At 66.8% G+C, this 20,445-nt stretch carries 24 protein-coding genes and 1 pseudogene; 11 read left to right on the top strand and 14 right to left on the bottom strand.

Going from position 1 to position 20,445, the window contains the following annotated elements; all coding sequences use genetic code 11:
• Positions 1–4: 4 nt before the first annotated feature.
• The 4 genes from ASD37_RS10290 to ASD37_RS10275 all read right to left on the bottom strand — a co-directional run bounded on the left by ASD37_RS10290 (position 5) and on the right by ASD37_RS10275 (position 3,660).
• Positions 5–1,306, bottom strand: a complete 1,302-nt coding sequence (locus tag ASD37_RS10290) for a uracil-xanthine permease family protein (RefSeq protein ID WP_056550841.1) — start codon at positions 1,304–1,306, stop codon at positions 5–7.
• A 68-nt stretch (positions 1,307–1,374) separates the two neighbouring features.
• A complete protein-coding gene (locus ASD37_RS10285) occupies positions 1,375–2,235 on the bottom strand; it encodes an LLM class F420-dependent oxidoreductase (protein ID WP_056550840.1) in 861 nt (286 codons plus the stop codon).
• 19 nt (positions 2,236–2,254) lie between these two features.
• Positions 2,255–2,689, bottom strand: coding sequence for a MarR family winged helix-turn-helix transcriptional regulator (locus tag ASD37_RS10280; protein ID WP_056550839.1), 435 nt, complete (start codon positions 2,687–2,689; stop codon positions 2,255–2,257).
• A 32-nt stretch (positions 2,690–2,721) separates the two neighbouring features.
• Positions 2,722–3,660 carry a LysR family transcriptional regulator gene (locus tag ASD37_RS10275; RefSeq protein WP_056551054.1) on the bottom strand — a complete coding sequence of 313 codons (939 nt, stop codon included), beginning with the start codon at positions 3,658–3,660 and terminating at the stop codon, positions 2,722–2,724.
• A 187-nt stretch (positions 3,661–3,847) separates the two neighbouring features.
• On the opposite strand from ASD37_RS10275, the gene ASD37_RS10270 reads away from it, so the two are divergent.
• Positions 3,848–5,014 carry an NAD-dependent formate dehydrogenase gene (locus tag ASD37_RS10270; protein ID WP_056550838.1) on the top strand — a complete coding sequence of 389 codons (1,167 nt, stop codon included), beginning with the start codon at positions 3,848–3,850 and terminating at the stop codon, positions 5,012–5,014.
• 78 nt (positions 5,015–5,092) lie between these two features.
• On the top strand, positions 5,093–5,545 hold the full coding sequence (gene cynS, locus ASD37_RS10265; RefSeq protein ID WP_056550837.1) for a cyanase: 453 nt from the start codon (positions 5,093–5,095) through the stop codon (positions 5,543–5,545).
• Here cynS and ASD37_RS30910 read toward each other — a convergent pair.
• A complete protein-coding gene (locus tag ASD37_RS30910; protein ID WP_235568047.1) occupies positions 5,514–5,675 on the bottom strand; it encodes a peptide-methionine (S)-S-oxide reductase in 162 nt (53 codons plus the stop codon). The genes cynS and ASD37_RS30910 overlap by 32 nt on opposite strands.
• A 261-nt stretch (positions 5,676–5,936) precedes the next feature.
• On the opposite strand from ASD37_RS30910, the gene msrB reads away from it, so the two are divergent.
• Positions 5,937–6,470, top strand: coding sequence for a peptide-methionine (R)-S-oxide reductase MsrB (gene msrB / locus ASD37_RS10260; protein WP_235568046.1), 534 nt, complete (start codon positions 5,937–5,939; stop codon positions 6,468–6,470).
• 3 nt (positions 6,471–6,473) lie between these two features.
• On the opposite strand, the pseudogene ASD37_RS31405 reads toward msrB, so the two are convergent.
• Together ASD37_RS31405 and ASD37_RS10255 are read right to left on the bottom strand one after the other, a co-directional pair.
• Positions 6,474–6,554 (bottom strand): annotated as a pseudogene (locus tag ASD37_RS31405) (fasciclin domain-containing protein); the annotation flags it as partial.
• Positions 6,555–6,569: 15 nt separating this feature from the next.
• Complete coding sequence (locus tag ASD37_RS10255) at positions 6,570–6,782, bottom strand: molybdopterin-binding protein (protein ID WP_056550836.1); 213 nt, start codon at positions 6,780–6,782, stop codon at positions 6,570–6,572.
• Between the two features lie 168 nt (positions 6,783–6,950).
• Here ASD37_RS10255 and ASD37_RS10250 point away from each other — a divergent pair, with 168 nt between their 5' ends.
• From ASD37_RS10250 to ASD37_RS10235, 4 genes are read left to right on the top strand one after another with little or no spacing between them, the layout of a single operon-like run.
• Positions 6,951–7,355 carry a molybdopterin-binding protein gene (locus ASD37_RS10250; protein ID WP_056550835.1) on the top strand — a complete coding sequence of 135 codons (405 nt, stop codon included), beginning with the start codon at positions 6,951–6,953 and terminating at the stop codon, positions 7,353–7,355.
• Positions 7,352–8,122: a molybdate ABC transporter substrate-binding protein gene (gene modA, locus ASD37_RS10245; RefSeq protein WP_056550834.1), complete on the top strand. Its 771-nt coding sequence runs from the start codon at positions 7,352–7,354 to the stop codon at positions 8,120–8,122. Before ASD37_RS10250 ends, modA begins: the two co-directional genes overlap by 4 nt.
• Positions 8,119–8,931, top strand: a complete 813-nt coding sequence (locus ASD37_RS10240; RefSeq protein WP_056550833.1) for an ABC transporter permease — start codon at positions 8,119–8,121, stop codon at positions 8,929–8,931. The genes modA and ASD37_RS10240 overlap by 4 nt, the downstream gene beginning before the upstream one ends.
• Entirely contained in the window at positions 8,928–10,010 is a 1,083-nt protein-coding gene (locus ASD37_RS10235; RefSeq protein ID WP_056550832.1) for a sulfate/molybdate ABC transporter ATP-binding protein, read from the top strand. Before ASD37_RS10240 ends, ASD37_RS10235 begins: the two co-directional genes overlap by 4 nt.
• On the opposite strand, the gene ASD37_RS10230 is transcribed toward ASD37_RS10235, so the two are convergent.
• Together ASD37_RS10230 and ASD37_RS10225 are read right to left on the bottom strand one after the other, a co-directional pair.
• Entirely contained in the window at positions 10,004–10,774 is a 771-nt protein-coding gene (locus ASD37_RS10230) for an SDR family NAD(P)-dependent oxidoreductase (protein WP_056550831.1), read from the bottom strand. The genes ASD37_RS10235 and ASD37_RS10230 overlap by 7 nt on opposite strands.
• A gap of 49 nt (positions 10,775–10,823) precedes the next feature.
• Complete coding sequence (locus tag ASD37_RS10225) at positions 10,824–11,687, bottom strand: sugar phosphate isomerase/epimerase (protein ID WP_235568067.1); 864 nt, start codon at positions 11,685–11,687, stop codon at positions 10,824–10,826.
• A 167-nt stretch (positions 11,688–11,854) separates the two neighbouring features.
• Here ASD37_RS10225 and ASD37_RS10220 point away from each other — a divergent pair, with 167 nt between their 5' ends.
• Genes ASD37_RS10220 through ASD37_RS10205 form a run of 4 tightly spaced genes read left to right on the top strand, consistent with a single transcriptional unit; the run spans position 11,855 to position 15,720 of the window.
• The gene (locus ASD37_RS10220; protein WP_056550829.1) at positions 11,855–13,189 is read left to right on the top strand and encodes an MFS transporter; all 1,335 of its coding nucleotides are present in this window, start codon (positions 11,855–11,857) and stop codon (positions 13,187–13,189) included.
• Positions 13,189–14,031: a transketolase gene (locus ASD37_RS10215; RefSeq protein WP_056550828.1), complete on the top strand. Its 843-nt coding sequence runs from the start codon at positions 13,189–13,191 to the stop codon at positions 14,029–14,031. Before ASD37_RS10220 ends, ASD37_RS10215 begins: the two co-directional genes overlap by 1 nt.
• On the top strand, positions 14,028–15,011 hold the full coding sequence (locus ASD37_RS10210) for a transketolase family protein (RefSeq protein WP_056550827.1): 984 nt from the start codon (positions 14,028–14,030) through the stop codon (positions 15,009–15,011). The genes ASD37_RS10215 and ASD37_RS10210 overlap by 4 nt, the downstream gene beginning before the upstream one ends.
• A 43-nt stretch (positions 15,012–15,054) precedes the next feature.
• Complete coding sequence (locus ASD37_RS10205) at positions 15,055–15,720, top strand: GntR family transcriptional regulator (RefSeq protein WP_056550826.1); 666 nt, start codon at positions 15,055–15,057, stop codon at positions 15,718–15,720.
• A 58-nt stretch (positions 15,721–15,778) separates the two neighbouring features.
• On the opposite strand, the gene ASD37_RS10200 is transcribed toward ASD37_RS10205, so the two are convergent.
• From ASD37_RS10200 to ASD37_RS10180, 5 genes are all read right to left on the bottom strand, one after another.
• Complete coding sequence (locus ASD37_RS10200) at positions 15,779–17,008, bottom strand: APC family permease (RefSeq protein WP_082570057.1); 1,230 nt, start codon at positions 17,006–17,008, stop codon at positions 15,779–15,781.
• A gap of 19 nt (positions 17,009–17,027) precedes the next feature.
• Positions 17,028–17,903, bottom strand: a complete 876-nt coding sequence (locus ASD37_RS10195) for a polysaccharide deacetylase family protein (RefSeq protein ID WP_235568045.1) — start codon at positions 17,901–17,903, stop codon at positions 17,028–17,030.
• Positions 17,904–17,987: 84 nt separating this feature from the next.
• Entirely contained in the window at positions 17,988–18,257 is a 270-nt protein-coding gene (locus ASD37_RS10190; protein WP_056550825.1) for a hypothetical protein, read from the bottom strand.
• Between the two features lie 15 nt (positions 18,258–18,272).
• Positions 18,273–19,790, bottom strand: a complete 1,518-nt coding sequence (locus ASD37_RS10185; protein ID WP_056550824.1) for an NAD(P)/FAD-dependent oxidoreductase — start codon at positions 19,788–19,790, stop codon at positions 18,273–18,275.
• Between the two features lie 42 nt (positions 19,791–19,832).
• Positions 19,833–20,441, bottom strand: a complete 609-nt coding sequence (locus ASD37_RS10180) for a septum formation family protein (RefSeq protein ID WP_056550823.1) — start codon at positions 20,439–20,441, stop codon at positions 19,833–19,835.
• Positions 20,442–20,445 lie beyond the last annotated feature (4 nt).

Below are 20,445 nucleotides of genomic sequence, written 5' to 3'. Positions count from 1 at the left end.
CCCCTCATTTGGCCGACTCGCCGTCATTGTCACGCACGTCAACCCGGGCGGACGGGGTTTCGTCGTTTTGGTTCGTGCGGAAGCCCAGCAAACGCATGCCGTGGTAGACGACGAGGGCGGCGATGGAGCCAAGGGAGATGCCGGTGAAGATCAACGATCCGGGTTGCCAGGTGAAGTCGGCGATGCCGATGATCAGCGGAATGGCGGCCGTCATCTGGTTGACCGGAAGGCCGAAGTCGACGTGGTTGGTCAGCCAGATGCGCACGCCGAGGATGCCGACCAGCCCGTAGAGGACGACGGTCGCGCCGCCAAGCACGCCGGGCGGGATGGCGGAGATGGTCGCACCGACTTTGGGGCACATGGCGAGAACGATCGCCACTGCGGCGGCGATCCAATAGGCCGCCGTGGAGTACACCCGGGTCGCGGCCATCACGCCGATGTTCTCGGCGTAGGTCGTCGTGGCCGATCCGCCGCCGAAGCCCGCAAGTGTGGTGGCGACGCCGTCCGCGGCGATGGCCCGGCCCATGACGGGGTTGGTGTCGGTTTCGGTCATCTGGCCGACCGACTTCACGTGGCCGATGTTCTCGGCCACCAGTGCAATCACCGCGGGCAGGAACAGAGGGAGAACGGACAGGCTGAAGGTCGGCGCCTGGAAGTCGGGCAGGCCGATCCACGGCGCGGCCGCGATCGCGGAGGTGTCGACGTCGCCGAGGGCCAGCGCCACCAGATATCCGATGACGACGGCGAGGAAGATCGCGAGCCTGCCGATGATGCCGCGGAAGAACGCCAGGATCCCGACGAGCAGCACCAGGGTGACGAGGCCGACGACCGGGCCCTTCTCGAAGTTGTTCTTGGCGGCGGGCGCGAGGTTGAACCCGATCAGCGCGACGATGGCGCCCGTCACCACCGGCGGCAGCGTTGCGTCGAGCCAGCCGGTGCCGACGACGTGGACGATTGCGCCGATGAGGATCAGCAACAGGCCCACCGCGACCAGGCCGCCAAGTGCGCTGCCGGTGCCGTTGGACGCCACCGCCGCGGTGACCGGCGCGATGACCGAGAAGCTCGAGCCCAGATAGCTGGGCAGCCGGTTGCCCGTGATGATCAGGAACAGCACCGTGCCGACACCGGAGAACAACAGCGTGGTGGCGGGCGGGAAGCCCGTCAGCACGGGCACCAGGAACGTCGCGCCGAACATCGCCACCACGTGCTGGGCGCCGATGCCGATTGTCCGCGGCCAACTCAGCCGCTCGTCCGGAGCGACGACGTCGGCGTCGGATGCGACGGGCTTCCAGTGCAGTGAGATCACGGTTGTCGACTACACACCATCGGCGGGCGTCGCGCGACTCAACCGCCGAACCCGGCGGGGGTGGGCTCCTAGTGGGGAAGCCGCGGGATGACCTCGTCGCCAAGCCGCGTCACCCAGCCCGCGGGATCGGGGTTGCCGGGCCACGGACCCGTGTTGACCGTGTCGAAGCCGAGTGCGGCGTACCGGTCGAGGGTGCGTAGGTAGGAGTCGACGTCGGCGAACGGGTCGTCGAAGTAACCGGCGGTCAGCCGGATCTCGGCGACGTCACGCCCGACCGCATCGCAGTGTGCTCGCAACACGTCGAGCTTGTGGGGGAGCTCGTCGAGCGTCGACGACGCGTTCCACACGTCGGCGTACTGCGCGACCATGCGCAACGTCTTCTTCTCGCCCGAGCCGCCGATGAGGATCGGTGGCCGGCGGATCGGCTGCGGTTGGCAGATGGTCTCGGCGAGCCGGTAGTGCTTCCCCTCGTAGGGCCCGTCGTCGTCGCTCCACATCTGCTGACAGATCTGCAGTGTCTCCTCGAGCATCTCGAACCTGTCCTTCAAGGTTGGGTAGGGGATGCCCAGCGCGTGGTGTTCGCGGTCGTACCAGGCCGCGCCGATGCCGAACATCGAACGGCCGCCGCTCAACACGTCGAGGGTGGTCATGGTCTTCGCAAGCACGCCGGGATGGCGATAGGTGACGCCGGTGACCAGCATCGTCAAGGTGATGCGGTCGGTCAGCGCGGCCAGATAGCCCATCGTGGTGTAGCCCTCGAGGAAGGGGTCCTCGGCGCGACCGAAGTTCTCCATCTGGAAGAAGTGGTCGGCGAGGGTGAACATGTCGACGCCACTCCCCTCGGCCGCCCTGACGGTCGCGGCGAGGGTCGGGGCGAGTCTCTCCGGCGCACCGGGGAGGAAGTCGATGTAGTGAACGGCCAATTTCATTGTGAGTCAGTACCCTTCGCTAGTCGGTGAGCCGGGTCAGCAGCGTCAGCGCCTCATTGACGACGCGGCGTTCCGGTTCGGTGTAGCGGTCCTGCAAGGCGCGCACCAGCCACTCCTCGCGCACCTTGCGGTCGTTCTCGCCGTGCCTGCGCCCGAGTGCGGTCAGGTCGACGAGTTGACGGCGTCCGTCATCGGGATCCGGTGTGCGCGCGATCATTCCATGACGTTCCAGGCCGGCGAGCGTGGTGGCCATGGATTGCGGGCGCACGCGTTCGGCGCCGGCCAGTTGGCTGGTCGACGCGGGGCCGTCCTTGACGAGTCGGATAAGGACCGCGGTCTGGGACGGGGTGAGGTCGTCGGCTGTCGCGACTTCGAGCAGTCGCCTGCGCAGCCTGCTGAAGAGCACGCGGAGATCCTGCGCTGCCACGACCGCCGACTCACTGACCCGTTCCATTTCAACAGCCTAAACTGAACAGTTGAAACTGTCTACATGGGCAGCCAACCGTCGAAGGCGCCCCGCAGAACGCCCGCGAAGTCCACGCCAGTCGCCGCCGTCACCAGTGCTTGGGCCACGATGGATTTGGGTTCGCGGTCCAGGACGATCAGACCGACCGCTGGGCCGTCCCCGGTTCGCGCCATGGGACGAGCCGTCAGCCCGCGCGGCACACCGAACGCATACAGCCAGGTGTGAGAGGCCACCGTCGCGAGTTGCCGTCCAGCAAGGTGGGCGAACAAGGCTCCGACGGTGTCGGCTTCGACGGCGGGCCGAAAGCGCGCGCCGTCGGCCGCCATGTTGGCGTCGATGATCCGACGGTTCCGCATCGTCGGTGTCAGCGCGCACAGCCGGAGCTTGGCGGCTTCTGACCACCGCACTTCGTCCTGGGCCATGATCGGTTCGTCGGCTGGCGCGAGCAGGACGAACTGTTCGCGGTAGAGTTCGAAACGCTTTGTGCCAGGAGGTGTTTCGCTGTCGATGTAGGTAAGTCCGGCATCGATTTCGAACTCCGCGAGGCGCACCGCGATCTCACGCGACGAGAGCGCTTCGATGCGCACCGAGGCCGCGGGGTTGTCACGCAGGAAGCGGTCGGTGAGGAGCGGACTGGCGGGCACCGACGTCGGAATCGCACCGACCCGCGCCATGGCGCTCAATCGCCCCTGCATGCGTTCCACGTCGGCCAGTAGTTCGTCACGCTCGGCCAGGATTCGGTGCGCCCACGTCACGACCCGGCTGCCCTCTTCGGTGAAACCCTCGAACCGATGCCCGCGTCGGACGATGACGACACCCAACTCGCTCTCCAAACGCCTGATCGCCACCGACAACGTCGGCTGACTGACGTTGCACGAGCGGGCGGCGCGGCCGAAGTGTCTGTCTCGTGCCAAGGCGACCAGGTATTCGAGTTGCTGGATGAGCACGTCACCGTGCATGTTCACACCCCCGCGTCATCTCGATAGGTTCAGACTATCGAAGCATGTCAGATCGCAAAGAAGAAACCCTTGTCCGCCATCGAGCGACGGCGCTACGGTCGAAATCGTCGACGACCGGCACCGTCCGCAGCCTGATCAGATGCGGGTGCACACGTCCCATCAATCACCTCGATGAGAGAAGACCACCATGGCCAAGATCCTCTGCGTTCTCTACGACGATCCCGTGACCGGCTACCCGAAGACCTACGCACGCGACGGCCTGCCGAAACTCGAGCGTTACGGCGACGGGCAGACCCTGCCCACCCCGTCGGCGATCGACTTCACCCCTGGTGAGTTGCTCGGCAGCGTCTCCGGCGAGCTCGGACTGCGTACGTACCTGGAGGGCCTTGGCCACGAACTGATCGTCACCTCCGACAAGGACGGCGACGGTTCGGTCTTCGACCAGCACCTGCCCGACGCCGAGATCGTCATCTCGCAGCCGTTCTTTCCCGCCTACCTGACCGCCGAACGAATCGCCAAGGCGCCCAACCTCAAACTGGCCGTCACCGCTGGAATCGGTTCGGACCACGTCGATCTCGACGCCGCGATCGAGGCGGGAGTCACGGTCGCCGAGGTGACCTTCTGCAACAGCATCAGCGTGGCCGAGCACGTCGTGATGATGATTCTGTCGCAGGTTCGCAACTACCTGCCGTCGCACCAGCAGGTGCTCGACGGTGGCTGGAACATCGCCGATTGCGTGGAACGTTCCTACGATTTGGAGGGCATGCAGGTCGGCACGGTGGCGGCCGGGCGCATCGGGCTGGCCGTAATGCGCCGGCTCGCACCCTTTGACGTGGGTCTGCACTACTACGACAAGCACCGCCTGCCGTCAGAGGTCGAGGCCGAACTGAACCTGACGCATCACGAGTCGGTTCAGGAGATGGTGCCGCACCTCGACGTCGTGACGATCAACGCGCCGCTGCACCCGGAGACGCGGGGACTGTTCGACGACGACCTGCTCTCGACGATGAAGCGTGGCGCATACCTGATCAACACTGCCCGTGCTCTCATCGTCGACCGCGACGCCGTGGTCCGCGCCTTGGAGAGTGGGCAACTCGCCGGATACGCCGGCGACGTCTGGTATCCGCAGCCAGCACCGGCGGACCACCCGTGGCGCACGATGCCGTATCACGGCATGACACCGCACATCTCGGGCTCGTCGTTGTCGGCCCAGACCCGCTACGCCGCCGGTACCCGGGAGATCTTGGAGAGCTACTTCGAGGGATCGCCCATCCGGGACGAGTATCTGATCGTGGACGGAGGCGCGCTGGCCGGCACCGGGGCACGTTCCTACACCGCCACCGCCAAGAGCTAGCAACCAGAACCTGCGTGCCCGGTTCGTCGACCGCGACGGACCGGGTGCGCCGCGCATCCCACCGATCCAGGAGTACCCATGTCTCGCAACGGAATCGACAAAGTCGCCGCCGGACAGATCGTCGACGAAGCACGCTTGGCGAAGGGCCTGAGCTGGCGTCACATCGCCGAACGCATCGACAAACCCCTCGTCTGGACGGTCGCCGCTCTGCTCGGCAAGCACCCGGTCCCGCGAGAATCCGCCGAACTCGTCGCCGAGACGCTCGACCTCGACCCCGACGTCAGCGTCGCCCTTCAGCGCCAGCCCTACCGGATCGCCGACGCCGGATTGGCCACCGACCCCACTGTGTACCGCTTCCACGAAGCGATCGACGTATACGGGCAAGCCTTGAAGGAACTGATCCACGAAGAGTTCGGTGACGGCATCATGAGCGCGATCAACTTCAACGTGGACTTCGCCAAACACGAAGATCCGCAGGGTGATCGGGTCGTCGTCACCTTCAGTGGGAAGTTCCTGCCCTACCAATGGTGACGGGAAACCGAAGACCCGTTGCCTCGCGAATCACCGCGGTGACGCATGGGACGGACTGCGCGAAGATCGCCGAGCGGTACTGCGTGCCGGTGTCGGGTCCTTGGCGATCTAGCTGGCTGGGGTCCTGCACCACGGAGAAGTAGATCTGCGGGAGTTCGCCGTAGGTGATGCGAACGGCCCCGCGCGTCCGGTGTCGCCGGTACTGACGGCCAAAGTCGCTGTCTCGCTATATAATTCGGTAGGCTACCAGTGCCAGCGTGAAGGCCAGGGTCCACCCATCTACGACCTGGCATCTTGCAGTGTCCTCTCGTTGCGGCCGTTGACGGCCCTGGAAGGCAGCGGTCACACAATGGTCAGCCCGGTTGGCGCCCCGCGGCAGTACCGTCGAAGGATGACCGCACAGTCGTCGCATCAGCCGCCGTCGATGTTGACCCGACGACACCTACTGCTCGGTACCGCTTTGGTCGGGGTGCTCGCCGGGTGCGGCACACTGCGCGGCGTCGCAGGGGCCGAACCCCCCAACGCGTCGACCGAGACCTTCGAGGTCTCCCACACCGACGCGGAATGGCGCAAACTCCTGACCCCCGAGCAGTACGACGTCCTGCGCAACGCCGGCACTGAAGCGCCCTACAGCAGTCCGCTCAACGACGAGCACCGTGCTGGTGTATTCGGTTGTGTGGGTTGCGCTCTGGACCTGTTCTCGTCGACCACCAAGTTCGACAGTGGTACTGGCTGGCCGAGTTTCTACCAACCGATGGACAATGCCGTCGACCAGCGGGAAGACGGAGGTCTCGGCATGGCGCGCACCGAGGTGCACTGCCGCCGCTGTGGCGGACACCTCGGCCACGTCTTCACCGACGGACCCCAACCGACCGGGTTGCGCTACTGCATGGACGGCTTAGCGCTGACCTTCCGGCCGACCTGACACCTACGCCGGCGGCATCATGACGGTGTCGACCATGTTGACCGTCGCGTTGGCAGTCTTGACGCCACCGCAGACGAGGCCGGACCCGGCTGAGTGTTTCTACTCGACGGCGAGGGTTACCTCGGTCGACTTCACCAACACCGTCGTGGGAGAGCCGACGGCCAGGCCCAGGTCTTCCACGGCCTCCTTGGTGATGGACGCCGTGATGATCTGGTCGCCTCCGTCGAGGCGCACCTTGACCGTGGCCATGACGCCGCCGACGTTTACTTCGGTGACGACGCCTGGCAGCTGATTACGAGTGGACAAACGCATTGAAAGCCCTTCCTTTTGTGCGATAACGACTTTCAGACGATACGCGGCCGTAGTGAAGACGGTGCATTGCGGTCTTTGCGGGAAGATTGGCGCGTACCACCCGCAAGAAGTCGTCGATTAGGCTAGTTTTGCCGCATACGCGGAGCAACGAGATAGAGGTGATGTGCCGTGCCGGCGATCCGGATCAGAGACGCGGCCGTGCTGCTCGGGGTCAGTGACGACACGGTGCGCCGCTGGATCGACGGCGGCAGCCTCGCCGCCCACAAGGACGACGCTGGTCGCAAGGTGATCGCCGGTGACGTGCTGGCCGCGTTCGCCCGTGATCATGCGACGCCTCCACCTGATCCGCTCGGCGGCTCGAGTTCCGCGCGCAATCGGTTCGTCGGCTTGGTCACCAAGGTGACGGTGGATCACGTGATGGCCGAGGTGCAGATGCAGTGCGGACCGTTCACCGTCGTCTCGCTGATGAGCAGTTCATCGGCGACCGAACTCGGCCTGGAGCCGGGTGTCGTCGCGGTGGCCGTCGTCAAGGCGACGACCGTGATCATCGAAACTGCAGGAGGAACCTCGTGAAATCGATTCTTGGCGTCGCCGTGGCCGCACTGAGCGCCGCGACTCTGATCGCCGGCTGCGCGTCGTCGAAGACCGACACCCCCGCGTCGTCGACCGATGACATCACGGTGTTCGCGGCGGCGTCGCTCAAGTCGACGTTCACCGAACTGGGAGAACAGTTCCAGAAGGACAACGCGGGCACCAAGGTCACCTTCAGCTTCGCGGGTTCCTCCGATCTGGTCACCCAGTTGACCCAGGGAGCTCCCGCGGACGTGTTCGCCTCCGCCGACGAGAAGAACATGACCAAGGCGACGGATGCGGGCATCGTCTCGGGCCAGCCGGTCGACTTCGCCACCAACACGCTGACGATCGTCACGCCTCCGGGAAACCCCAAGGGCATCAAAACCTTTGCAGACCTGGCCAAGCCGGGGACTCAAGTAGTGGTGTGTGCGCCGCAGGTTCCGTGCGGTTCCGCGACCGAGAAGGTCGAGAAGGCGACCGGGGTAGCGCTGGCGCCGGTCAGTGAGGAATCGGCCGTCACCGACGTGCTTGGAAAGATCACCTCCGGCCAAGCCGACGCGGGACTGGTGTACGTCACCGACGCCGCCGGAGCCGGGGACAAGGTCACTTCGGTTCCGTTTCCTGAGTCGAGCGGCGCCGTGAACACCTACCCGATCGCTCTGCTGAAGGACTCGAAGAACACCGCCGCCGCGCAGAAGTTCATCGATCTGGTAACCGGTCCAGAGGGCCAAAAGGTGCTCGGCGCAGCAGGTTTCGCTGCGCCGTGACAGCAAGGCGGCGGCCGGGAGGCCTGGTTCGAGCCGGTCTGCCGACCTGGATCTACGTGCCTGCCGCCGCCGGGGCACTATTCGTCATCGTCCCGCTGGTGGCGATCCTGCTCAAGATCGACTGGGTTCACTTCATTCCACTCGTCACCTCGGAATCATCCAGGGCAGCACTACTTCTGAGCCTGAAGACCGCGGCCGCAAGCACGGTGGTGTGCACCGTGCTCGGGGTGCCGATGGCATTGGTACTCGCCCGTGGACACTTCCCAGGCCAGTCGATCCTGCGAGCGCTGGTACTGCTACCGCTGGTGCTTCCTCCGGTCGTCGGCGGAATCGCCCTGCTGTACACCTTTGGCAGACAAGGGCTTCTCGGACAGCAACTCGAGGTTCTCGGTATCCGGATAGCGTTCTCCACCGCCGCGGTGGTTCTCGCCCAGTCGTTCGTGTCGTTGCCATTCCTCGTCGTCAGCCTCGAGGGTGCGCTGCGTAGCGCCGGTGAGGGATACGAGGGCATCGCCGTCACGCTCGGCGCACGCCCCACCACCGTGCTGCGCAGAGTGACTCTGCCGCTTGTCGTTCCGGGGCTGGTGTCTGGAGCCGTCCTCGCGTTCGCGAGGTCGCTCGGCGAGTTTGGGGCGACGTTGACCTTCGCGGGATCACTGCAGGGTGTCACCCGAACGTTGCCTCTCGAAATCTACCTGCAGCGCGAAACCGATCCCGACGCCGCCGTCGCACTGTCACTGCTGCTGATCGTCGTCGCCGCACTCATCGTCGTCGCCTCGGCGAGTCGGCGCCTGTCGGGTGCGTTGTGAGCAGCGTTCACGTGCAGGCGCGCCTCGAACAGCGTGACGTCGAGTTCGACCTCAGCCTCGACGACGGCAAGGTACTCGCCGTCCTCGGCCCCAACGGTGCCGGAAAGTCCAGCTTGCTGTTGCTGATCGCCGGCCTCCTGCGACCCGACGGCGGCAGGATCGCCCTGGGTGATCGGGTCGTCACCGACACCAGTGCAGGCGTCTTCGTTCCCCCGCACGACCGCGGCGTCGCCATGCTCTCTCAGCAGGCACTGTTGTTCCCGCACATGACGGTTGCCGCCAACGTCGCCTTCGCTCCTCGGTGTAGGGGCCACAGCCGCTCTGATTCCCGTGCGATGGCGCAGCGGTGGCTCGAAGCCGTCGACGCCGCCGCCTTCGCCGACCGACGTCCCGCCCAGCTCTCCGGCGGGCAGGCCCAGCGTGTCGCGGTCGCCCGCGCACTCGCCGCGGAACCGCACGTGCTGCTCCTCGACGAACCGATGGCCGCACTCGACGTCACCGCGGCACCCGCTCTCCGACGGTTGCTGCGCGACATCCTGCGCGACTCGCACCGCACCGCCGTCATCGTCACCCACGACCTGCTCGACGCCCTCGCCATCGCCGACGAGGTGATCGTGGTCGACGGCGGGCGCATCGTGGAAAGCGGTCCGGTCCGCCAGGTTCTGGCGTCCCCGCGCAGTGGCTTCGCCGCCCGGATTGCCGGGGTCAACCTCGTAGCGGGTGTCATCAGCGAACCCGGGGTCCTTCAGACTGCTTGGGCGGCAAGCATTGCCGGCATCGGTGGTCCGCCCCAGGGGGCCGCCGCGGTCGCCTTGTTCCGGCCGACGGCCGTGGCGGTCCACCGGACCGCACCGCACGGCAGTCCACGCAACGTGATTCCGGTGACCATCGCCGAAATGGACCTCCACGGCACCACGGTTCGGATCCGAGGTACCGACCAGGCGGACGGCGCTCCCGGCCTGGCCGCCGACATCACTGCTGCCGCTGCCGCGGATCTCGACCTCGCCCCTGGCCAGGACCTGTTCTTCGTCGTCAAGGCCCTCGAGGTCGAGTTGCTCCCGGCACTTGCGGCTCAGTGAATGTGGCTGCCGCCGTTGATGTCCACGGTGGTCCCGGTGAGGTAGCTGGCGTCCTCGCTCGACAGGAAGGTGATCACGGCGGCCACTTCCTCGGTGGTGGCGGTGCGTCCGACCGGGATCCCCGCGGCCAGGGCCGCCTCGGATTCGTCGGTGGCGCCGACCCGGATGTTGGTGTCGACGGCCCCGGGGGTGACGGCGTTGACGGTGACGCCGGTGTCGGCGATCTCGCGGGCCAGCGACTTGGTGAATCCGAGGATCGCGGCCTTCGCCGACGAGTAGGGCACCTTGCCGAACACGCCGCCGCCGCGCTGCGCGGACACCGACGACATGTTGACGATGCGTCCCCAGCCGTTGTCGATCATGGCGGGGAGGAAGGCCTTCGTCACCAGGTAGGTGCCGGTGGCGTTGACCGCCATGACCTTGTTCCAGATGTCGAGGGTGGTCTCGAGGAACGGCACGGGGCTGGTGATGCCGGCGATGTTGGCGAGCGCGCCGACGGGTGGCAGGTTGCCCGATGCGACCTCCGCGGCGACCGCGGCCTCGGCGGTCGTCACCGACTCCTCGGAGGTGACGTCGACGGCGTATCCGAAGGCAGGCACGGCGAATTGGTTGCCGATGTCCGCGGCGACCTTGGCGGACTTCTCGCCGTCCAGGTCAAGGATGACGACGGCCCAGCCCTCGCGGGCATACCGCTGGGCGAGGGTCATGCCGATGCCGCGGTCGGAGGTCGCTCCGGTGACGACGGCGGTGCGGGTGGTTGCCATGAGTGGTGCCTTTCGATGACGGGCGGGCGGAGCTGGGTGGGAGGTCGGGTCAGATGAGGTTGCTGATGACGTCGCCGGCCTTGGCGGCGGCCTCGGGTCGTTGGTCGTCGGTGATGTCGCGGGTCTCGAGTTCGAGTGCGTAGTGGCCGCCGTAGCCGGCGGTGGTGAGTTCCTTTATCCCGCGGGCGAAGTCGACGTGGCCGTTGCCGACCGAGACGTTGATGTTGCCGGGGGTGGCGTCGCGGATGTGGACGTGTGCGATGCGGGGTCCGAAGCGAGCGACGAAGTCGACCGGATCTCCGCCGGAGGCGACGACGTGGCTGAAGTCCATCACGATGCCGACGTCGTCGCCGAGGCGGTCGGCGAGCAGCTGCGCGCGCTCGGTGTTCCAGCACAGCCGGTGGAGATGCAGTGATTCCGTCCACAATTCGACACCGTGGGCGGCCGCGACTGCCGCCGCTACGGAGAGCTCGTCGGCCACCAGGGCGACGTCGGCCTCGAGCGTCGCGACCGGGGTGTGGTCCAGCGCCCCGCAGGGCAGCACCAGAGCGCGCGCACCGATGGCCGCTGCCAGGCTCGACAGCATCTCGAGATGTGCTCGGCGATCCGAACGACGCCCACCCCTCACGGGCGCGTTCAGATCGCCGACGTCTCCGTTGACCGAGCGCACGCGCAGGCCGGACGCCACGACGGTTCTGGCCACGTCGGCCACCGCGTCGGCGTCGAGCACGAACGGAACGTGGTCGCACACACCTGGCAAGGCCCCGAGGTCGATCTCGGCGAAGCCCAGCGAGGCGATCGTCTGGAGCGCCTGAGCCAGTGGCTGGTGTCGAAAGCTGATCGTGGAGCACCCCAGGCGGGCGGCGAAGCGGGTGTTCGGCACGGCGTACCTCGGAACAGTCGTCGGTGTGATGACAGCCACTCTAAGCAGTCGACTGTTAACAGTCAACTCCTGAAAGTGAGATGTGTCGACTGTTGACAATGAATGTGCGCGGGGTCACACTGGGTGACGCAACGGACTGTTGACCGTCAACAGTGACCGTGATTGCCCTGGTGGGATTGACTTGAAAGGATGAGCCCATGAGCGATGACGCTCTGGAGATGCGGGGTCCGGTGCGCGGCACCAAGGACGCCAGACGGGTCGCGATCGGTTCCGGCGTCGGCGCCGTCATCGAGACCTACGACTTCATCGGATTCGGCACCGCCGCCGCCCTCTATTTCGGCACGGCGTTCTTCCCGGGCGCAAGCCCGGTGGCCGGCACCCTGGCGGCGTTCGCCACTCTCGGTGTGGGCTTCGCCGCCCGTCCGCTCGGCGGCATCATCGGCGGCCACCTCGGCGACAAGGTCGGCCGCAAGCCGGTGCTGGTGGCGTCGCTCATTCTGATGGGTGTGGCCACCTTCGCCATCGGTCTGCTGCCCACCTACGAATCGGTCGGCATTGTCGCGCCGATCCTGCTGGTCACCGTCCGCATCATCCAGGGCTTGGCGTTCGGCGCCGAGTGGGGCGGCGCGATCCTCATGAGCTACGAGCACGCCCCCTGGAAGCAGAAGGGCCGCTACACCGGCATCGTGCAGGCCGGCTTCCCCGTCGGACTGCTGCTGGCCAACTTGGTCTTCCTCGTCAGCGTCCATCTCGACGGTGACTGGGCGTGGCGGGTGCCGTTCCTGTCGAGCATCTTCCTGGTCATCGTCGGCCTGATCATCCGGGCCAAGGTGCCCGAGTCGCCCGTCTTCGAAGACGTCAAGGACAAGGGCGACATCGTGAAGTCGCCGATCGTCGAGGTCGTCAAGACTGACTGGCGAAACATCGTGCGCGGCATCGGCCTTCGCATCGCAGAGACCGCCGGCTACGCGGTGTCCATCACCTACATGATCTCCTACCTCAAGGGTGCGCAGCTGGCGACCAAGACCGAGACGTTGCTGGCGCTGTGCGTCGCATCCGCCCTCGGCATCGTCGCGACCATGGCCTGGGCCAGGCTTACCGACAAGATTGGCAGGCGGCCGGTCTACCTGTGGGTCACCGCCTTTGGCATCCCGTTCGGCGTCATCATGTTCATGCTGGTGAACACCGGCCTGATGATGTTGATCGTCGCGACCTTCGTCATTGCCTACGGGGTGTGCCAGAACGCCCTGGCCGGTGCTCAGGGCGCCTGGTTCCCCGAGCTGTTCAACGCGAACACCCGCGCCTCGGGAGCCTCACTGGCATACCAGATTTCGGCCATGGTCTCCGGCTTCACGCCGTTCATCACCACCTTGCTGTTCGAGTGGATCGGCTGGATGGGCCCGGCGCTGCTGTTCAGCAGCTACATGGCGATCGGGCTGCTGGCGGCCGTCACGACGCGGGAGACGTGGGGGCCGCGTGAGCGACGGCTCGCCGACAAGGCCACCACCGAGTCACACGAGCTGGCCGTCTGATGCGCCGCCAGACCGTCGAAGCAGCCGCCTACCGCGCCAGGCATCACGCCCTCGACATGGGGGAGGCGCAGGGGCAGGGCTACGTCGGGCAGGCTCTCGGCGCTGCCGACATGTTCGCCTGCGTCTACGCCGACCAGCTGCGGTACCGCGCCGACGACCCGCACTGGGCAGAGCGCGACCGGTTCCTGCTGTCGACCGGCCATTACGCGATCGGGCTGTATGCCGCGCTCGCCGAGGCCGGCATCGTGGAGGCCTCCGAGCTCGACACCTACGGCAGTGACGACTCCAGGTTGCCGATGTCCGGAATGGCAAGCTACACACCGGGAATGGAAATCTCCGGCGGTTCGCTCGGGCACGGTCTCACCGTCGCGGTCGGCATGGCCCTCGGATTGCGACATCAGGGGTCGACGTCGCGGGTGGTCAACTTCCTCTCCGACGGAGAGCTCGACGAGGGCTCCACGTGGGAAGCGGCGATGGGAGCCAGCCATCACCGCCTCGGCCACCTGATCGCCATGGTCGACGTCAACGCACTGCAGGCCGATGGTCCCACTGCCGGCGTGCTGCGCACCGAGCCGATCGGCGACAAGTGGGCCGCCTGCGGGTGGTTCACCCAACGCGTCGACGGCAACGACGTCGGGGCGCTGCTCGAGGCCTTCGACGCGGTCGCGGAACGGTCGGCGCCGACCGGTCAGCCAGCAGTCATCGTGTGCGACACCAAGGTTGGCCGCGGGGTGCCGCTGCTGGAGAACAGGGAGAAGGCGCACTTCATGCGCATCGACGCCGACGAGTGGCAGATCTGCCGTGAGCAGCTGACCCTCGGCTACGAAGGAGTACCCGCATGACAGCTCAAGCGCCACTGCGCACCTCGGCGATGATCGCCTCGTTCGCCGATCCCGGTCAACGCACCACCTCCGCGCCGTTCGGCCATGCCCTGGTCGCCGCGGCCCGCGCCGACGAGCGCATCGTCGGGATGACCGCCGACCTCGGCAAGTACACCGACATGCACGTCTTCGCCCAAGCGATGCCGGACCGCTACTTCCAGATGGGCATGGCCGAGCAACTGCTGTTCGGCGCCGCCGCGGGAATGGCGGAGACGGGGCTGATTCCGTTCGCGTCGACCTACTCGGTGTTCGCCACCCGACGGGCCTACGACTTCATCTGCCTCGACATCGCCGAGCCAGGCCTCAACGTCAACATCGTCGGCGGATTGCCCGGTCTGACAACAGGTTACGGCCCGTCGCACCAGGCCACCGAGGACATGGCCATCTTCCGCGGCATCCCGGGGCTGACGATCGTCGACCCCTGCGACTCGGTGGACATCGAGCAGGCAGTGCCCCAACTCGCGGAGACCCCGGGACCGACCTACCTGCGGCTGCTGCGCGGCCACGTGCCCACCGTGCTCGACGAGTACGACTACACCTTCGAACTCGGCAAGGCCAAGGTGGTGCGTCCAGGAACCGACGTCGTCTTCGTCTCCAGCGGGCTGATGACGATGCGGGCGCTGCTGGCGGCCGAAGAACTCGCCGCCCACCGCGTCGACGCCGCCGTCGTCCACACGCCCACCATCAAGCCGTTCGACGAGGAGACGGTGCTGCGTGAGATCGACACCGACCGCCTGGCCGTGACGCTGGAGAACCACACCGTCGTCGGCGGCCTGTTCGAGACGGTGGCGTCGGCCATGGTGCGCCGCGGGCTCGGCAAGCAGGTCACGCCCATCGCGCTGCCCGACGAATTCCTCGCCGCGGGTGCGCTGCCCACCCTGCACGATCGGTACGGCCTGTCGACGTGTCGGATCGTCGCCTCTGTCCTGGACCGGCTGTAGCATCGATGTCGACATTCAAGTGTTGACACTCGAAGGGCGACGAATGACGGCCGAACCCGGATTCCTGCGCCTGGAGAAGACCAGTCTGCGGGAACAAGCGCTCTCGGCGTTGCGCAAGGCCATCACCACCGGACAGATTCAGCCCGGCACGCATCTGGTCGAAACGGAACTGTCCGAGGCGCTGCAGATCAGCCGCGGCACGTTGCGCGAGGCCATGCGTCAACTCCAGCAGGAGGGTCTGATCTCGGCGGGCGCCAGGGGCAGGCTCTCGGTGCGGCACCTCGACACCAAGGAGATCCGCGACATCTTCGGCGTCCGCGCGGCGTTGGAGGCCTTGGCCGCAAGCGAATTGGCGTCGCAACCGGACCGCGCCGACGTCGTCGCCGAACTCCGCGGAGCCGTCGAGGGCATGGAGCGCTGGGCGGCCTCCAACCTCGAGGACCGCATCGAGGCGGACCTGCGCTTTCACCGGACGCTGTGCCGGCTGTCGGGCAACGAGACGCTGATGCACTCCTGGTCGTCGCTGGAGGGCAGCATCCGGATGTCGATCATGTACGCCGGAGTGGAACGGGCACTGAAGAACATGGACGCCAAACGTCACCTGGAGATCGTCGACGCGATCGAGTCTGGCGACGGTACTGCGGCGGCCGACGCGGTGCGCGCGCACATGGCCGGCGCGGCGTCGGTGCTCGTCGACGGCGCGGTCTAACTTCGCGTGCCGAGTGTGAAGTCGTGTACGACCTTTCGGCGGTTCTTCGCCAACGACTTCACGCTCGGCGCGAGCGGCTGACTGCGTACAGCGCCGCGCCGAGAAGCACGACGGCGACCCCGGTGAGCACCGATGCCACCGGCAGGGTGAACGCCAGCACGAGACACCCGACGAGTCCCGCGAGCGGAATGATCCTGGCGCCCAACGTGAATGCCGAGGCGTTGGCGATCGCGTAGTACACCAGCACGGCGAACGACGAGAACCCGATGGCGCCCCGTAGGTCGAGTACGCCTGCGAGCACGGCGACGACGGCTCCGACGACGAGCTCCGCGCGATACGGCGTTGCGAATCGCGGATGCACGGCGGCCAGGGCCTGCGGCAGATGGCGATCGCGCGCCATGGCCAGCGCGGTGCGCGACACCCCGAGGATCAGCGCGAGCAGTGAACCGAGCGCCGCGATCGTCGCACCCACCCGCACCACCGGCGTCAGCCCCGGGTAACCCGCGGCCGTCACCGCGTCGGCCAAGGGTGCCGTCGCGGAAGCCATTTCGGCACTGCCCAATTGGGCAAGCACGGCAACCGCGACCGCCGCGTACACCACCAGGACGAGACCCAGCGAGATACGAATCGCGCGCGGGATCGTCGCCACCGGATCCCGCACCTCCTCGGCCAGCGTGGCGATGCGCGCGTACCCGGCGAACGCGAAGAAGCACAGTCCGGCCGCCTGCAGCACCCCGAGCGCGCTCGCGTCGCGCAACGCCAGATGCGACGCGTCGGCGCGCCCCGAGGTGGCGATCGCGACGACGACCGTCGCCAGCACCGCGAGCACGACGGCCACGATGATCCTGGTGACCCACGCCGACTTCTGCACCCCGACGGTGTTGACCGCGGTCAGCGCCACCACCGCGCCGACCGCCACGGCGTGGGCGTTGGCGGGCCACGCGTAGACGCCGACCGTGAGGGCCATCGCCGCACACGACGCGGTCTTGCCGACGACGAAGCTCCACCCGGCGAGGTAGCCCCAGAACGGGCCGAGCCGTTCCCGGCCGTAGACGTAGGTGCCGCCGGACCGTGGGTAGAGCGCGGCAAGCCGGGCCGACGACGTGGCGTTGCAGTACGCCACGACCGCGGCGACGGCGAGTCCGACCAGCAGCGCCGATCCCGCGGCAGCCGCGGCGGGTGCGAGCGCAACGAAGACGCCCGCACCGAGCATCGAGCCGAGTCCGACGGTGACGGCGTCCGCGGTGCCGAGGGTGCGTCGCAGGGCAGGCGGTTCTGGCACGGCCACGCGTGACAGCGTAGATCGCTCAGGTGGGATAGGCCGACGTCAGGCGGCTGGCCTCGGGCTTGGAGAACACGTCGTTGAGGGTGACCGTGCGCAGGCGGCGGTCATGGATGATGTCGACCAGTTCGCGGTAGACGCCCGTGACCGGCGGGTGGTTGAGGTGTCCGATGACGATCTTCTGCGGCACGTAGTACTTGTCGGCGTTGACGACGATGTCCCTCGGCGCCAGGATCTGGTCGTCGCCGATGTTGCCGTCCCACAGCGCGGTCTGGGTGTAGCCAAAGTCGGCGGCCACCGACTGGACCAGATCGTTGTACGCGCCGTAGGGCGGTCGGTAGTAGGGCGTGGCGTCCACGCCGAAGGTGTCCCTGATGAATTGGTCGGTGTGCCGCAGCTCGTCGGCGATCCGGCTGCCGGTCAGCTTCGTCAGGTCTGGATGAATCCAGGTGTGGTTGCCCAGCTGGATCTGACCAGATTCCACCAGGGGCAGCAACAGGTCGTGGTTGTCGGTCCACGACGCGTACACGCCGGTGACGAACATCGTCAGGCGGATGCCGGTGTCCTTGGCCAGCTGGGCGTACGCCCGCACCACCCCGGAGTCGACGCCGTCGTCGAGGGTCAGTGACAGCAGATCGCCGGGGCCGGGCAAGGCGCTGAGCACCCCGCCGCCGGGAAGCGCGATCCGCGTCTGCGGTGGCGGAGCGGGAAGCAGCTCGGGCCACGGCGGTGGCGTCGGCAGTCCAACCGGTGGCGGGGGCGCGGCTGCCGGTGCGGCGTGGCTCGAGCCACCCGCGCCGCAGCGGACCAAGGCGATGCCCGCCACCGATGCGACGACGCCCATGAGGACGTTGCGCCGGGACAGCATCGTCCCATCCGTCACTCTGGTCACATCGGGCACGTTGAGCAGGTTAACTGCCGCGTGACCGAAACCCTGGGACGCTGGGCTGACAGTTAGCTGAGCGCCGGTGCTAGCTGTCGCGCGTCAGCGATTACGGATGGCGTTGACGACCAGGTAGCCGCCATACCCGAGCAGTCCGACCAGGGCCAGCTTCCTGGTCTGTGGCAGGGCCACACCGAGACCCAGTGCCGTCTCGAGTCCGCCGTTGATCTTGAGGAAGCGCGCCGTGTCGTTGGGAAACGCCGACTTCGTGATGCCCTCGAACAGCTCAGGTCGGACGAAGTGCGCTACACCCGTTCCGGCCAAGGCCAATCCGGCGAACGTGGCTGACTTCGAACTCTGCTCTTTCGGCACGTACCGATCCTCTCGTCAGGCAATCTGGTAGTCGGTCAACGGAAACTCGGATGCTTCCTTGATGGCCGTCTCGGTGGATGACGGCCGAAGCAGGGTCGGTTCACCCGCCGGGTTGAAGTAGTACGAATGAGCGCTGCCGCAGTTGCCGTTGGTGAACAGCGAGTCGCCGAGCAGCTCGGTCATCCGGTCGAGGAACGCGGCGTTGGCTTCCTCGGTCACCTCGAACGTCGTCGCACCGCGGCGCTTCACCTCGGTCAGCAGCCGGCCCATCAGCTGCATCTGGTATTCCATCGTGTTGAAGAAGTTCAGTCCGAGGAACGCATACGGGCTCGCCAAGCTCAAGTAGTTCGGGAAGTACGGCATCGACACACCCTGATAGGCCTGGAACCTGGTGTCGCGCCACCACTTTCCCAGATCCCGACCCTCACGACCGATGACCTCGATGGCGGGGAAGTTGGCTTCCCAGAGGTCGAAGCCGGTCGCCAGCACCAGGGTGTCTATGACGTTCTTCGTACCGTCCTTGCCGACGATGCCGTCGGCGACGATGTGGTCGATGCCCGCGTCCTGCAGGTGCACGTGCGGTTTGGTGAACGCCCGGTAGTACCCGTTGGAGAACGTCGGTCGCTTGCAGCCGAAGTCGTAGTCCGGGGTCAGCCTGCGGCGCAGATCGGGATCGCGGATCACCGCGAAGCGATGCATCCGGGACAGGTCGGCGGCCGAGATGTTGAATCGCCCGCGGAAGGTGCGATAGTGCCGCACCCCGACCGAGACCATCACCTCGTAGATCGAATCGGTCAGCCAACGAAGGACGCGCTGGGTCAACGGGATTCGCGCGAACAGCCGCTTGGTCCGCTCGCTGAACCGCACGTCGATCTTCGGCACCACCCAGATCGGGGTGCGCTGGTAGACCGTGACGTCGGCGGCCTGCTTGGCGAGTTCGGGGATCAGCTGCACGGCGGTGGCGCCGGTGCCGATCACCGCGATGCGGCGTCCCTCGGGGTCGAAGTCGTCCTCCCACTGAGTGGTGTGGACGACCTTGCCCGCGAAGTCGGCGATGCCCGGAATGTCGGGCATCGCGGGCTGGGACAGGAATCCCGTGGCGGTGACGAGGTAGCGGGCGGTCAGCGTCGCGCCGCCGGCCAGGGCGATCCGCCAGTGGCTGGCGTCCTCGTCCCAACGCGCACCCTCGACGACGGTGTTGAAGCGCATGTGTTTGCGGACGTCGTACTTGTCGGCGACGTCGTCGGCGTACTGCTTGATCTCCGGGCCCGGGGTGAACAGGCGTGACCAGTTCGGGTTGGGCTCGAAGAAGTACGAGTAGGTCGTGGTCGGCACGTCCACGGCAAGGCCGGGGTAGTGGTTGACGTACCAGGTGCCGCCGAGGTCGTCCTCGCGGTCCAGGATGACGAAGTCGTCGACGCCGTTGCGCTTGAGCTGAATGGCTGCGCCGATTCCCGCGAACCCTGCTCCGACGATGACTGCGTCGTAATTTCCCCCGTCGCTTCGCTCGCCCCAGGCATGCTCCGAAGTCATGGCAAGACGGTACCTCAGGTATCGGTAGTGCCAGTTCGGCCGTCAGCCCTTGATCGAACCGGTGCGCTTGTCCTCGGTGGTGGCGATGCAGACGATGGCCCGGTCACCCTGACCCCACGTCTCGGCCGTCGGGTAGAGGACGAACACGCCGACCGACGAGTCCTCCATGGCGGACGGGGAGTACGACTCCAGTTCGGCGGGGCACTTGTTCTGCCAGTCGGTGATGACCGTTTCACCCGGGTAGGCGCCGTCGGGCATGGTCAGGACCGCGTATGCCTCACCGGCATGCGGCTGGCTGCAGTCGGTCTTTGGCACCAACTGGACCAGTGAGGCGTCCGGGATCTCGGTGAGGCAGTCGCCGACGGCCAGATCGGTGGCGATGACCTTGTCCTTGGTGGCGACGATGAAGAACACCGCGGCCCCCACGACGCACGCGGCCAGCAGGAAGGCACCCACCGACAGCCCGATGATGAGGCCCTTGCGGGACTTCTTCGGTGGCGGGGCATAGGGGTAGCCGGGCTGCGGCTGGCCGTACTGCCCCGGAGGACCGTACGGATTCTGCTGATAGGGCAGTGGCGGCGGCGGCGGGTACTGCGGAGCGGGGTGCTGGTACGCAGGCGGCTGATTCGGGTCTCCCGACGGCCAGGTCATCCCC

Origin of the sequence: Mycobacterium sp. Root135, assembly GCF_001426545.1 — a bacterium.
Classification (GTDB): Bacteria; Actinomycetota; Actinomycetes; order Mycobacteriales; family Mycobacteriaceae; genus Mycobacterium.
Note: the sequence above shows the minus strand (reverse complement) of the source record. Positions and strands in the feature narration are given on the sequence as shown.